Source organism: Pseudomonas sp. RA_15y_Pfl2_54 (assembly GCF_963971015.1).
Classification (GTDB): domain Bacteria; phylum Pseudomonadota; class Gammaproteobacteria; order Pseudomonadales; family Pseudomonadaceae; genus Aquipseudomonas; species Aquipseudomonas baetica_A.
Window position 1 is genome coordinate 48,201 of record NZ_CAXAPN010000028.1, and the last position, 13,484, is coordinate 61,684.

Below are 13,484 nucleotides of genomic sequence, written 5' to 3' on the forward strand. Positions count from 1 at the left end.
AGATTGCGTCAAAAAAGCCAACCCTGTCAAAACCCTGAACACACAAGCAGAAACACCAGCCCCCATTGAAACCACCCAAGCCCTGCCCCATCTAAGACCCATACCCCATTGCGCAGGTGCCCCATGAGCGACCAGCAAGAATTCCCGGACATCCCAGAAGACTTCACCGAAACCGACAACATCGAACACCACGCCGCCGGCAAAGGCCTGGCCCTGCCCGGCCAGAACCTGCCGGACAAGGTCTACATCATCCCGATCCACAACCGCCCGTTCTTCCCGGCCCAAGTCCTGCCGGTCATCGTCAACGAAGAACCCTGGGCCGAAACCCTCGAACTGGTCAGCAAATCCGAACATCACTCCCTGGCCCTGTTCTTCATGGACTCCCCCCAGGAAGACCCGCGCCACTTCAACACCCAGGCCCTCCCCGAGTACGGCACGCTGGTCAAGGTGCACCACGCCAGCCGTGAAAACGGCAAACTCCAGTTCGTCGCCCAAGGCCTGAGCCGTGTGCGCATCAAAACCTGGCTCAAACACCACCGCCCGCCGTACCTGGTCGAAGTCGAATACCCGCATCAGCCCACCGAGCCGACCGACGAGGTCAAGGCCTACGGCATGGCGCTGATCAACGCGATCAAGGAACTGCTGCCGCTCAACCCGCTGTACAGCGAAGAGCTGAAAAACTACCTCAACCGCTTCAGCCCCAACGATCCGTCGCCACTGACCGACTTCGCCGCCGCCCTGACCTCGGCCACCGGCCCCGAACTGCAAGAAGTGCTCGACTGCGTGCCCATGCTCAAGCGCATGGAAAAAGTCCTGCCGATGCTGCGCAAGGAAGTCGAAGTCGCGCGCCTGCAAAAAGAAATCTCGGCGGAAGTTAACCGCAAGATCGGCGAACATCAGCGCGAGTTCTTCCTCAAGGAACAACTCAAGGTCATCCAGCAGGAACTGGGCCTGACCAAGGACGACCGCAGCGCCGACCTCGAACAGTTCGAGCAACGCCTGGAAGGCAAAGTCCTGCCGGCGCAGGTGCAGAAACGCCTCGAAGAAGAAATGCACAAACTGTCGATCCTCGAAACCGGCTCGCCTGAGTACGCGGTCACCCGCAACTACCTCGACTGGGCGACCTCGGTGCCTTGGGGTGTGTACGGCGAGGACAAACTCGACCTCAAGCACGCGCGCAAAGTCCTCGACAAACACCATGCCGGCCTCGACGACATCAAGGATCGCATCCTCGAGTTTCTCGCGGTCGGTGCTTATAAAGGCGAGATCAGCGGCTCCATCGTGCTGCTGGTCGGCCCGCCGGGTGTGGGTAAAACCAGCGTTGGCAAATCCATCGCCGAATCCCTCGGCCGACCGTTCTACCGTTTCAGCCTCGGCGGCATGCGCGACGAGGCCGAGATCAAGGGCCACCGCCGCACCTACATCGGCGCGCAGCCGGGCAAACTGGTGCAGGCGCTCAAAGACGTCGAAGTGATGAATCCGGTGATCATGCTCGACGAGATCGACAAGATGGGCCAGAGCTACCAGGGCGACCCGGCCTCGGCGCTGCTGGAAACCCTGGACCCTGAGCAGAACGTCGAATTCCTCGACCACTACCTCGACCTGCGCATGGACCTGTCGAAAGTCCTGTTCGTCTGCACTGCCAACACCCTCGACTCGATTCCCGGCCCGCTGCTCGACCGGATGGAAGTGATTCGCCTGTCGGGCTACATCACCGAAGAAAAAGTCGCCATCGCCAAGCGTCACCTGTGGCCGAAACTGCTGGAGAAGGCTGGCGTGTCCAAGGGCAGCCTGAGCATCAGCGACAGCGCGCTCAAGGCCTTGATCGACGGTTACGCTCGTGAAGCCGGGGTGCGTCAGTTGGAAAAACAACTGGGCAAACTGGTGCGCAAAGCGGTGATGAAGCTGATCGAAGACCCCAAAGCGGTAATCAAGCTCGGGCCCAAAGACCTGGAAGCCTCGCTCGGTCATCCGGTGTTCCGTAATGAGCAGGTGCTGTCGGGCACCGGTGTCATCACCGGCCTGGCGTGGACCAGCATGGGCGGCGCCACATTGCCGATCGAAGCCACGCGAATTCACACGCTCAATCGCGGCTTCAAACTCACCGGGCAACTGGGCGATGTGATGAAGGAGTCGGCGCAAATCGCCTACAGCTACGTCAGTTCGCACCTGAAGTCGTTTGGCGGCGATCCGAAATTCTTCGACGAAGCCTTCGTCCACCTGCACGTACCGGAAGGCGCCACACCGAAGGACGGCCCGAGCGCCGGCGTGACCATGGCCAGCGCCCTGCTCTCGCTCGCACGCAATCAAGCGCCGAAAAAAGGCGTGGCGATGACCGGTGAACTGACCCTGACCGGGCACGTACTGCCGATTGGCGGGGTACGCGAGAAGGTAATTGCGGCAAGAAGACAGAAGATTTTCGAACTGATTTTGCCGGAGCCGAACCGTGGCAACTTCGAGGAACTGCCGGACTACTTGAAGGAAGGCATCACCGTGCACTTCGCCAAGCGGTTTGCGGATGTGGCGAAGGTGCTCTTCTGATAGTTCTTTAGAGCCCGAAATTCCCCTTTCGCGAGCAAGCCCGCGCCCACAGGGTTGGGTGATGACCACAAGGTTTGTGATCACCACCGGCCATTGTGGGCGCGGGCTTGCTCGCGAAAGCGTCGGCACAGTCGAAACCCGCCCCGACCGTCACACTTTGTCTCATCTTCAGTTATGCTCGCCGTTCGTCGCCAACGCCGGAGCCGCCGATCTTATGTCCCCCACTCGCCTGTTTGTCCCCCTCGCCCTTTCCTTGCTGGCCGCTTGCGCCACGCAGCCGAAACATAACGTGACCGTGGAAAAACAAAGCGAATGCCCCGTGCGGCTCACCATCGGGCAAAACCTTATCGTGATGCTGCCAAGCAACCCGACCACCGGTTATCGCTGGGCCATTCAGGATTCGGCCGGTGGCGTGTTACGCGCGCTCAGCCCCGAGGTTTACAGCAACCCCGAAGATGCCGGCGTCGTCGGTGCCGCCGGGCTTTCCACTTGGCGCTTCCAGGCGTTCGCTGCCGGCACCGGGCGCCTGCGCCTGACGTCGCAACAGCCTTGGGCACCAGAAGTGTTGCCGGTGGAAACCTTTGACTGTGCGATATCGGTGAACTGATCGTGGGCTGGCTGATTCTGGCGCTGATGGGCGCGGTGACCTTTCTCTATGGCCTGAGCACCCATGCGGCGCTGCTCTGCCTGTTGGTCAAACCGTTACCGGTGCTGGCGCTGCTCGGCTGGCTGCACGACGCGCCACCCAGCGACTATCGGCGCTGGATCAGCCTCGGTCTGATTTTCTCTCTGCTCGGTGATGTGTTGCTGGCCTGGCCGGGTGATTTGTTTGTGTTCGGCCTCGGTGCATTTCTGGTCGCGCACCTGGCTTATCTCAAGGCTTACCTCAGCGACTGCAAACGTCTGGCGCTGTTGCCGTTGGTGCTCGCTGTCGCCGTCGGCGCGGTGCTGCTGGGGATTCTGATTTCCAGTGGGCTGGGGCCTTTGCTGGTGCCGGTGATTGTTTACGGCACCGCGATCAGCGCCATGCTCTGGCGCGCCCTCGCCCGCCTCGGCACCGATGTGCCCAAGCGCTCGGCATTGTTGGCCGCCGCCGGTGCCCTGGCGTTCGTGTTCTCCGACAGCGTGATCGGCATAGATCGCTTCGTGTCGCCATTTCACCCAGCCCCCTACGTGATCATCCTCAGCTACTGGTTGGGACAATGGTGTATTGCCGCCTCGGCGTTTAATACGAAGGACGGTTAAAGTAAAAATTTATATCTATAAACTCCGCAAATAATTCCAAACCGTTATAAACAACTGTCAGATCTGACAGTAGTTCGGATTTTCTCCTTTCCCCTAGTATTCAGTGGTCATCTCCGACCACCCGTTGAATACAAGGAAGCATCTCATGAGTTTTTCAAACGCGCCACGGCTGCCAACGCTGAGGATACCGTCATCACAGTCAGCGCTGTAACAGTTGCCACGATCACTGACCGAGTCGAATTCAACAGCCAATTTGCTGAGTTCCACGCCAATCCTGCGAGTAGTCAGATTTCGCTGGTGACTCATGCAAACGCCGGGGGTCCCACCTATCAAAGTGCAAAAAGCATTGGGCTCACGTTCGATAGGAACATTGAGCCTGGCACCTACTCTGTTACTGATCCTGAGTTTCCTTTCCAGAAGGCCTATTACGGTGAAGCGGGGGTCATCTCTGGCGCGACTACCTCTTTCAACTACTATGCAAAAAGCGGAACTTTCACTGTAGAGGTCATGCAGGCTACTCCCGAGAAACTACATTACCGATTTAAGTTTAATTTCATGGGTGTCAATGCACGTAATCAGGAACTGAGAATCGCGGGCGACTCCACTTACATCGTATTACTGCGACCTGTTTAATCAGCTTCAAATAATGAATGACCAGACCATACGCTTCGGCCCCGGTCATTCCGCCTTCCTCAAGGCGCTTTCCCACGGTTTATCAGACAACCCAAGCATCCCCGCGCCACTTTGGCTAAAATGCCGGCCTTTTCCACCGACACCGCCGGAAACCGCCGGGAGCAAAGACCCCGATCGCATTTTCGCCCAGCCTTTGGCCCAGGTGCCTGACCTCGCCTTCAACGGATCGGCATTGATCGTTTCGTATCGCCCTTCCACGGGGCGCCGTACGTGATCATCATCAGTTATTGGTTGGGACAATGGGGTATTGCAGCCTCAGCGTTTGGCAAAACACGCCGACTATTCGGAACACCTTAACTAAAAAGTGCAATTTCTATCTCGAAACATTATAAAAACCTGTCAGATCTGACAGTGGTTTGTTTATTTGACCCATCCTAGCATTCCATGGCGTCCACAACTCACCGTTTAATACAAGGATGGATCCCATGAGCTTCTTCAAAAGCAAAAACTCAAATTCTGCCAACACTGCAGAACCCATCATCACAGTCAGTGCTGAAACATATGCAACGGTCTCAGACCGCGTAAAATTTGAGAGCCAAATTGTTCAATTTGAAGCCGACACCGCGAGCGACCTGATCGCTTTGGTGACTCGCGCAAATACTCAGGATTATTCAAATCGCACTAAAAAGGGTCTGGTGCTTATATTCGATAAGGCGATTAAATCCGGCACTTATCCAGTTGGCGATCCAGGCTTTCCTTTCGAACATTCCTATTATTTTGAAACCGGAACTATTCCTGGTTTCATTACCTCATACTCATATGTAGCGAAAAGCGGCACCTTCACGGTAGAAGCAATCGAAGTGACCTCAGAAAAACTGCATTACCAGATTGGCTTTGATTTCAAGGGTGTCAACAACCGTAATCAAGAGTTAAAAATTTCCGGCAAGTCCACTTACATCGTCTTACTGCAACCTCAGTAATCCGCATTAAATGATGAATGACCTCGCTCAATCCCAGAGCAGGGTCATTCAGCTTTCCTCAATGGCCTTTCCCGCGTTTCATCAGACAACCCAAGCATCCCCGCGCCACTTTGGCTAAAATGCCGGCCTTTTCCACCGACACCGCCGGAAACCGCCGTGAGCAAAGACCCCGATCGCATTTTCGCCCAGCCTTTGGCCCAGGTGCCTGACTTCGCCTTCAACGAGGACGTGGTGCGGGTGTTCCCGGACATGATCAAGCGCTCGGTGCCGGGTTACCCGACCATCGTCGAAAACCTCGGTGTGCTCGCCGCGCAATTTGCCCAACCGAACAGCGTGCTCTACGACCTCGGTGCTTCGCTCGGCGCCGTGACTCAGGCCTTGCGCCGTCACGTGCGCACCGATGGTTGCCGGGTGATCGCGGTGGATAACTCGGCGGCGATGGTTGAGCGTTGCCGCGAATACCTTAACGGTCAGGATTCGATGTTCCAGGAGTTGCTGCCAGTCGAAGTGATCGAAGGCGACATTCTCGCCCTCGACTTCCAGCCTGCTTCAGTAGTGGCGCTGAACTTCACCCTGCAATTCATCGCCCCGGATCAGCGCACGGCGTTGCTGTCGCGCATCCGCCAATCGCTGCTGCCGGGCGGGGCGTTGATTCTGTCGGAGAAGCTGCGCTTCAACGATGTTCAAGAGCACGAATTGCTCACCGATCTGCACGTCGCGTTCAAACGCGCCAACGGCTACAGCGAACTGGAAATCGCCCAGAAGCGCAGCGCCATCGAAAACGTCATGAAGCCCGACAGCCTTGAAGAACACCGCGAGCGCCTGTTAGCCGCCGGGTTCTCGAAAGTCGTGCCGTGGTTCCAGTGTCTTAACTTTGCCTCGTTGATTGCCTTGCCATGATTGATCTGTCCCCCCTCGCCCGCCGCTTGGCAGGTACTCCGCTGGCCGACTGGGCCAACACGCTGCAAGCACAACTCGACAAGAAAATGGAGAAGGGCCACGGCGATCTGGAGCGCTGGCAAAGTGCGCTGGACGCGCTGCCGAAGATCCAGCCGAGCGACGTCGATTTGCTCAACGGCTTGAAGCTGGACACCGATTGCGACGATGCAACCCGCGCGCAAATGCACACCGCGCTGATGGGCTTGTCGCCATGGCGCAAGGGGCCGTTCGATCTGTTTGGCGTGCACGTCGACACCGAATGGCGTTCGGACTGGAAATGGTCGAGAGTCGCACCGCATCTGGATCTGAAAGGCAAACGCATCCTCGATGTCGGGTGCGGCAACGGTTATTACATGTGGCGCATGCTCGGTGCCGGTGCGGACAGCGTGATCGGCGTCGATCCGAACTGGCTGTTCTTCTGCCAGTTCCAGGCTGTGCAGCGTTACCTGTCGGAGCCGAATGCCTGGCACCTGCCGTTCCCGTTTGAAGACCTGCCACCGAACCTTGAAGGATTCGACACGGTGTTTTCCATGGGCGTGTTCTATCACCGTCGCTCGCCGATCGAGCATTTGCTGGCGCTGAAGGACTGTCTGGTCAAGGGTGGCGAACTGGTGCTGGAAACCCTGGTGGTCGAAGGCGACAAGCACCAGGTGCTGGTGCCGGAAGACCGCTACGCGCAGATGCGCAACGTGTGGTTCCTTCCGTCGGTGCCGGCGCTGGAGTTGTGGCTGCGGCGTGCCGGGTTTACCGATATTCGTTGCGTCGATGTCAGCACCACCACCATCCAAGAGCAGCGCAGCACTGAATGGATGAAGTATCAGTCGTTGAGCGACTTCCTTGACCCCGAAGATCACAGCAAGACGATCGAAGGACTGCCGGCGCCGATGCGCGCTGTTATCGTCGCGAAGAAATAACCCCATCTCCCAAGCAACGGAGATCCCGTTGTGGGAGCGGGCTTGCTCGCTCCCACATTGAGTCTTGTGTTTATTCAGATGGTTTTGCGCGTCTGGCCCGGAAGAATTCGGTCAGCACCGCGCCACACTCCTGCGCCAGCACCCCGCCTTCATACACCACCCGATGATTCAAAAAGCCCTGGGTAAAAAACTGCCCCTGGCTCTGCACAATCCCGGCCTTAGGCTCCAGTGCGCCATACACCACCCGCGCAATGCGCGAATGGACGATCAGCCCGGCGCACATACTGCACGGTTCCAGCGTCACGTACAGCGTACTGCCCGGCAGGCGATAGTTGTTCACCGCCTGAGCGGCGGCGCGGATCGCGACCATTTCTGCATGGGCACTCGGGTCACTGGCGCTGATCGGGCAATTGAAGCCGCGACCGATGATCTCGCCGTCCTGCACCAGCACCGCGCCCACCGGCACTTCGCCGAGGGCGGCGCCTTGCGCGGCGAGGGAAAGGGCTTCGCGCATGAAGTCCTGATCACGGCTGCGGTCGATGATCGCTGCGGGGCGAATCTGGCGCATCACTTCACCTCAATGGCGGCCATCAGGCCGGTTTCCATGTGGTCGATGACGTGGCAGTGGAACATCCACACACCCGGGTTATCCGCCACCAACGCCACTTGCGCACGCTCGTTCTTGCCAAGCAAGTAGGTGTCGGTGAAATACGGAATGACCTTGTGCCGATTCGACGCAATCACCTTGAAGCTCATGCCGTGCAGGTGGATCGGGTGTTGATACTGGGTCATGTTCTTCAGCTCGAAAATATAGCTCTGCCCCAGTTTCAGGGTGGCAATCGGCCGATCCGCACAGGTCTTGTCAGTGATGTCCCAGGCTTTGCCGTTGATCTGCCACAGGCTCGGTGGCTTGCCGTTGTCGACGTTGACCGACACCGAACCGACCCATTCGAAATTGAAGTTGAGTTTTTCGGCATTGGCCAGGTCCGGCTCGGCCACCGGGTTGGCCGGCAAGGCCTTCGGCCACTCGGTCGGAGCATCAGTGTTGGCCACCGAGCGCAGGGTGCCCAGACGCACCGGACCGTTGCGCAGGGACAGCTCTTCACCGGCTGCGGGCGCCTTGATCGCCAGGCAGATTCGCATGCCCGGGCCAAGCCAGTATTCCTTGCCCAGCGGACGTGGCTCCACCGGGTTGCCGTCCAGCGCGTAGATCTGCGCTTCGACGCCGGGAATGTTGATGCGATAAGTCAGGGTATTGTCGAGGTTGAGCAGTCGCACCCGAGTGATCTGCCCTGCTGGCAATTCGATCACTGGCGTTGGCACGCCGTTGATGGTCGACAGGCGCCCGGCCGTGCCGCCACGCGCTGCTTCACGGGGAATGCTGAATTCGACGAAATTGCCTTCTTCGTCGATGTGCCAGTTCTTCAGGCTCAGGGTCTTTTCGTATTTGAACCCGGTCGGCTCGCGCTCTTCGATGATCAGCGGCCCGACCAGCCCGCGCCCCAGCTCTTCGCTGCTGCTGACGTGCGGGTGATACCAGTAGCTGCCGGCGTCCGGCACACGAAATTTGTAGTCGAAGTATTCACCCGGCAACACCGGCAACTGCGAAACGTAGGGCACGCCGTCCATTTCCAGCGGCAGGCGAATGCCGTGCCAGTGAATGGTGGTCGCGACCGGCAAGTGATTGATGAAACGCACCCGCAGCCATTCGCCCTGACGCACGCGCAATTCAGTGCCCGGCGCCGACGGGCCGAACGCCCAAGCCTCGGTCTTGTGCCCCGGCACCAGCTCCACGTCCAAAGGCGCGGCGATCAGCTCGTAGTCGTGACCCGCTTGAGCGTCAGCCATTTTGCCCAGCCAGTAACGCGACGCGCCCCCCGCTCCCACACCAACGACAACAAGACCGGCCAGGCCACCGAGGATTTGGCGACGGGTAAAGGACATGAACTCAACTACCTCACGTATCAGCGACAGACCCTGAAGGCCCGTAAAAGGCGAATACGATACACCTGCGGATGAGAAACAGTAAGGGTGACCTTAGGCCGCACATCATCTACAGCCCTATGGCCGCAGCCCCGTAATCAGGTGGATGACGCCGTCCTCCAGTTCCATGACGCCCGCAACACCGGCATTGCTCAGTGCCTCACGATCCATACGCGATACATCACGCAACGCCACACGCACCCGGGTCAACGCCGCTGGTTGCTGGGATTGGAGGTTATCCACTCCCCCCAGCGCCGCCACGATCTCTGTGCTCAGGCCGCCAACAGGTTCGGCCTGTACTGGCGGCTCGTCTGCCACCAGATCCGGGGTCAGTGCTTTCCAGAACGCCGTCTGCAATTTATCGAACATTTTCAATTCTCCAGTGCCCGTAAAGTATCGACCGTCGCCTCGTGATACAGACGCAGCGCCTCGCGCACGTCTTCAGCACTCTCAAGCCCCTGCACCTGCTCGGCAATGGCCTTGCAGTCGAGCAGATCCAACTCGCGCACTGCGGCTTTGATCGCCGGAATCTGCGGCACGCTCACTGACAGCTCATCCACGCCAAGTCCGAGCAACAACGGCACAGCCGAGCGTTCAGAAGCCATCGCACCACAGACGCCGACCCATTTGCCGTGGGCATGCGCAGCCTTCACGGTCATCGCAATCAGGCGCAATACCGAGGGATGGAAGCTGTCCGCCTGGCTGGCCAGACGAGGATGATCGCGATCCATGGCCAGCGTGTATTGCGTCAGATCGTTGGTGCCGATCGAAAAGAAGTCCACATGCGGCGCAAACACGTCGGCCATCAATGCTGCCGCCGGCACTTCGATCATGATTCCCAGCTTCGGCCGTTCAACGATGCCCAGCGCCAGCGCTTCCTGCTCCAGCATCTGCCGAGCCAGATGCAGCTCCGAGAGCTGCGCCACCATCGGCAACATGATGTGCAGACGCGTCAGATGGACACAGCCCAGGATGGCCCGGAACTGCTCGCGCAAAAGCTGCGGGCGCTCCAGACACAGGCGAATCCCGCGCAGCCCCAGGAACGGGTTGGTTTCGCTGTCCATCGGCACGTAGGCCAGCGGTTTGTCGCCGCCGACATCCAGCGTGCGCACCACCAGATTGTGCGATGGCCCCACAGCCCGGGCGATGGCGCTGTAAGTCGATACTTGTTCGTCGCGAGTGGGTGCGTGATTGCGATCCAGATAAAGAAACTCCGAACGTAAAAGCCCCACACCGGCGCCTCCCAGGGTCATCGCCTGCTCGGTCTCACTCAGCGAGGCAACGTTGGCCGTCACCTCGACGTGATGCCCGTCGCGGGTACAGGCTGCCTGCGTTGCGTTTGCGTGTTCGTGTTGATGGCGCTGGCGTTGTTGATCATGCCTGATCTGCCATTCATTGATCGCCACGGGATCCGGGTCTATGTGCAGCTCGCCCCGGTCGGCATCGAGCAACACGCGCGAGCCACTGACCAACGCCAGCATTTGCATGGGCATCCCGCAGATCGCCGGCAAGCCACAGGCGCGGGCGAGAATCGCGACGTGACTGGTCGCTCCACCGCCAACCGTGGCGAACCCCAATACTTTGTTTGTATCGAGCCCGGCGGTCTGGGACGGCGTCAGTTGATCGGCGATCAGAATGGTCCCCTCCGGCAGCTCCAGCGCATTCTCACGAACCCCGAGGATCAGCTTGAGGACGCGCAGGCCCACATCGACCAGATCCGCCGCCCTTTCGGCCAGCAACGGACTGCCGAGATGCTGGAAAAGTGTCGCTGTTGCCTGCGTGGCCGCGCGCCAGGCAAACGCTGCACTTTTGCCTTCGGCAATCAACGTTTGAGCCTGATCGAGCAGACCCGGGTCTTCGAGCAGTTCCTGATGAGCCTTGAAAATGTCTGCCTGCGCGTCACCCGTGGCGGTGTCGCGCAGGTGCTGCAAGGCCATATCCGCCTCGATCAATGCATTGGCGAGGGCTTCGCGCTCTAAATGCGCCCCGGCGCCGAACTCTTTCACGTCAAGCGTTGGCTCGACGATCTGCATCACTTGGCCCAATGCCGAACCGGGTGATGCGCAGACCCCACGCATGACCGTCAGGGCCTCAGGCTCGACCGCCTCGACCTGCACCGCATCAGGCTTCACATCCACCGCTTCCCCACAGCCCTGGGCCAGTAATCGGGACAGCGTGTTGATCGCGGCTTCAGCGTCTTCGCCCACCGCACTCACCTGCACACGGTCACCCAAAGCGGTCTGCAACGCCATGATCGCCACCAATGACTTGGCGTTGGCTTCAGCCTGCTGTTTGTGCAGATAAATCCTTGCTGAAAAGCCTTTTGCCGCCTGAGCGAACACTGCCGCCGGACGCGCATGCAGGCCATTGAGATTGGGCAATGTCAGTGGTGCGCAGAAAAACCTTTCGCCTTCAGCGGCCGCCGGGGCCTCGCCGGTCGCCCCGCAAGTGGCGAGGCTCAACAACGGCTGGCCGGGGTCAACGAGACCGGTTGGCGCGGTCAGCCAGGTGAATGACTCGCCACTGACCACCAGCATCAGGGTCATCAGGCTGCGGGCGTGCAGCGCGATGTAATCGGCATCGAATTCGATCAGCGCCTGCCCGGCCTCAACCCTCTGGCCTTCCTCGACCAGGCGGGTAAACCCCTGGCCTGCAAGATTGACCGTATCGAGCCCGATGTGCAGCAACACTTGAACGCCGTTGTCATCGGTAATGCTCACGGCATGCCCGCTGGCCTGGACGTTGCTGACCACTCCAGCCAGCGGTGCGCAAAGGGTCGACGACGTCGGATCGATGCACAGACCGTCGCCGATCACCCGGCTGGAAAACACGTGGTCCGGCACTTGATCCAGCGGTATCAGCACGCCAGCCAAAGGCGCCAGCAGTTGTAATGGTTGGGATGTGGCCATGACGTCACCTGCGGTTTTGTTCTTTGAAGTGCCGATGGAGCGCGACGCCCCACCAGCATCGCTTATTTCCACCAGTATTCGACCTGCAATCCGACGTTCGCACCGTGGCGTGCACTGCCGAAGGCACCGGTGTCGGACAGCGCCGAACCTTGGGCCAGTTCATTGGCCGCACGTTTGGCGGCCTCGTTCCAGGTGGCGTACGTGTAATACAGACGCACCTCAGGGCGCGCCCAGAACTCCGGGCCCTTGGGTGACCAGGTCGGGGCAACGGTGAACTTGCTCAGCTTGCGCGTGCCGCCCGGCGCTTCGACTTGATCGTGGCCCAGTTCCGTCACCAGTTTGAACTGTTCGGTGAACGCATAAGTCGGGCGCACGCCCAGAGAAATCCAGTTCTGGTCAGCACCGTCCGGGCGAATGTCTTTCTGATACACCGCCTCGAACTGCCCGCCGAAACGCGGCGTTACCTGCCAGTCGAAAAACTCGACGATCCGATAACTTTTATTGCTGTCGTCCAGTTTGACGTTGCCGGTGTAGCCCAGCCCGGTGCCGGGGCCTTCACCATATTGCAGGGCCAGTTTGTTCTTGCCGCCCAGAAAGTCCTTCTGCACATGCTGAGTGGTGATTGCCCAACCACTGTGGGCGTCACGGCTATCGGGCTTGTCGATATAACTCAAGCCGAACTCAAGCTGACCGCCCGGGTTGGTATTGAAACCGGCCACGTTGAAGTCGTGCCGGTTGATGTAGTCCTTTTGGTACAGGTTGTCCTTGCGCGAGAAGGCGTAGCTGTATTTCAGGTCGCCGATCAACACATCCTCGATCCCGCCGCCCGTAGCGCTCTGGTTCCAGTAGTAGAAATCGGAAATGTGGATGTCATTACGCTTGTAGTAGCGGCGGCCCGCCCAGAGTGAACCGCCATTGAGCGCGGGCAGCTTCGACCACTGTGCGTAGGCCTGCGGCAGGCGAATCGAGCCGTTGTCGTCCTTGAACGTGGGCCGGCGGTCGTAGCGGTTGTACAGCGAGGCCATGCCATCAACGCTAAGCACCGAGCCGTCGTCGAGGGTGTACAAATCCTGGCGTAGCTCAAGCTCGCCATACTGTTCGCACTCGTTGCCCAAACGGTATTTGGTCTGCGCGCCCGGCAACTGGAAACACGATTGGCCACCGCCCTGGGTCGAGCTGCCGACGCCACTGCGCAAGTAACCGCCGAACTCCAGCGCTTGTGATGTTTGTGGTAACGCCAGGCAAAAACCTGCGACTGCAAGGCTACGATTTATTGTTGTTTTCATAAGCCACCCCATTATTTTTGTTGTGTGATTGCATGAAATCGGCGCGCAAAACTC

11 protein-coding genes and 2 pseudogenes are annotated in these 13,484 nt (G+C 59.2%); 8 read left to right on the top strand and 5 right to left on the bottom strand.

What is annotated here, in order from left to right; genetic code table 11:
- Positions 1 to 123 precede the first annotated feature (123 nt).
- The 8 genes and pseudogenes from lon (at position 124) to cmoB (ending at position 7,252) form a co-directional block, all read left to right on the top strand.
- Positions 124 to 2,541, top strand: coding sequence for an endopeptidase La (lon, locus tag AACY50_RS19870; protein WP_339432855.1), 2,418 nt, complete (start codon positions 124 to 126; stop codon positions 2,539 to 2,541).
- Positions 2,542 to 2,755: 214 nt separating this feature from the next.
- The gene (locus tag AACY50_RS19875) at positions 2,756 to 3,148 is read left to right on the top strand and encodes a protease inhibitor I42 family protein (protein WP_339432854.1); all 393 of its coding nucleotides are present in this window, start codon (positions 2,756 to 2,758) and stop codon (positions 3,146 to 3,148) included.
- A gap of 2 nt (positions 3,149 to 3,150) precedes the next feature.
- Positions 3,151 to 3,786, top strand: coding sequence for a lysoplasmalogenase (locus AACY50_RS19880; RefSeq protein ID WP_339432853.1), 636 nt, complete (start codon positions 3,151 to 3,153; stop codon positions 3,784 to 3,786).
- Between the two features lie 753 nt (positions 3,787 to 4,539).
- Positions 4,540 to 4,642 (top strand): annotated as a pseudogene (locus AACY50_RS28840) (carboxy-S-adenosyl-L-methionine synthase CmoA); the annotation flags it as partial.
- 2 nt (positions 4,643 to 4,644) lie between these two features.
- Positions 4,645 to 4,776, top strand: a pseudogene (locus tag AACY50_RS19885) (lysoplasmalogenase); the annotation flags it as partial.
- A gap of 128 nt (positions 4,777 to 4,904) precedes the next feature.
- Positions 4,905 to 5,399, top strand: coding sequence for a hypothetical protein (locus AACY50_RS19890; protein ID WP_339432851.1), 495 nt, complete (start codon positions 4,905 to 4,907; stop codon positions 5,397 to 5,399).
- Positions 5,400 to 5,555: 156 nt separating this feature from the next.
- Complete coding sequence (gene cmoA, locus AACY50_RS19895) at positions 5,556 to 6,299, top strand: carboxy-S-adenosyl-L-methionine synthase CmoA (protein ID WP_339432850.1); 744 nt, start codon at positions 5,556 to 5,558, stop codon at positions 6,297 to 6,299.
- Positions 6,296 to 7,252, top strand: coding sequence for a tRNA 5-methoxyuridine(34)/uridine 5-oxyacetic acid(34) synthase CmoB (cmoB, locus tag AACY50_RS19900; protein ID WP_339539039.1), 957 nt, complete (start codon positions 6,296 to 6,298; stop codon positions 7,250 to 7,252). The genes cmoA and cmoB overlap by 4 nt, the downstream gene beginning before the upstream one ends.
- Positions 7,253 to 7,322: 70 nt before the next feature.
- Here the strand turns inward: cmoB and tadA are convergent, their stop codons facing one another.
- The 5 genes from tadA to AACY50_RS19925 all read right to left on the bottom strand — a co-directional run bounded on the left by tadA (position 7,323) and on the right by AACY50_RS19925 (position 13,430).
- A complete protein-coding gene (gene tadA, locus AACY50_RS19905) occupies positions 7,323 to 7,820 on the bottom strand; it encodes a tRNA adenosine(34) deaminase TadA (RefSeq protein WP_339539040.1) in 498 nt (165 codons plus the stop codon).
- On the bottom strand, positions 7,820 to 9,196 hold the full coding sequence (locus AACY50_RS19910; protein WP_339432847.1) for a multicopper oxidase family protein: 1,377 nt from the start codon (positions 9,194 to 9,196) through the stop codon (positions 7,820 to 7,822). The genes tadA and AACY50_RS19910 overlap by 1 nt, the downstream gene beginning before the upstream one ends.
- A 117-nt stretch (positions 9,197 to 9,313) precedes the next feature.
- Positions 9,314 to 9,604, bottom strand: a complete 291-nt coding sequence (locus AACY50_RS19915) for a PTS glucose transporter subunit IIB (RefSeq protein WP_339432846.1) — start codon at positions 9,602 to 9,604, stop codon at positions 9,314 to 9,316.
- A 2-nt stretch (positions 9,605 to 9,606) separates the two neighbouring features.
- Positions 9,607 to 12,144 (bottom strand): phosphoenolpyruvate--protein phosphotransferase, encoded by a 2,538-nt coding sequence (gene ptsP, locus AACY50_RS19920; protein WP_339432845.1) that lies wholly within the window; start codon positions 12,142 to 12,144, stop codon positions 9,607 to 9,609.
- Positions 12,145 to 12,206: 62 nt separating this feature from the next.
- Positions 12,207 to 13,430: a maltoporin gene (locus AACY50_RS19925; RefSeq protein WP_339539042.1), complete on the bottom strand. Its 1,224-nt coding sequence runs from the start codon at positions 13,428 to 13,430 to the stop codon at positions 12,207 to 12,209.
- Positions 13,431 to 13,484 lie beyond the last annotated feature (54 nt).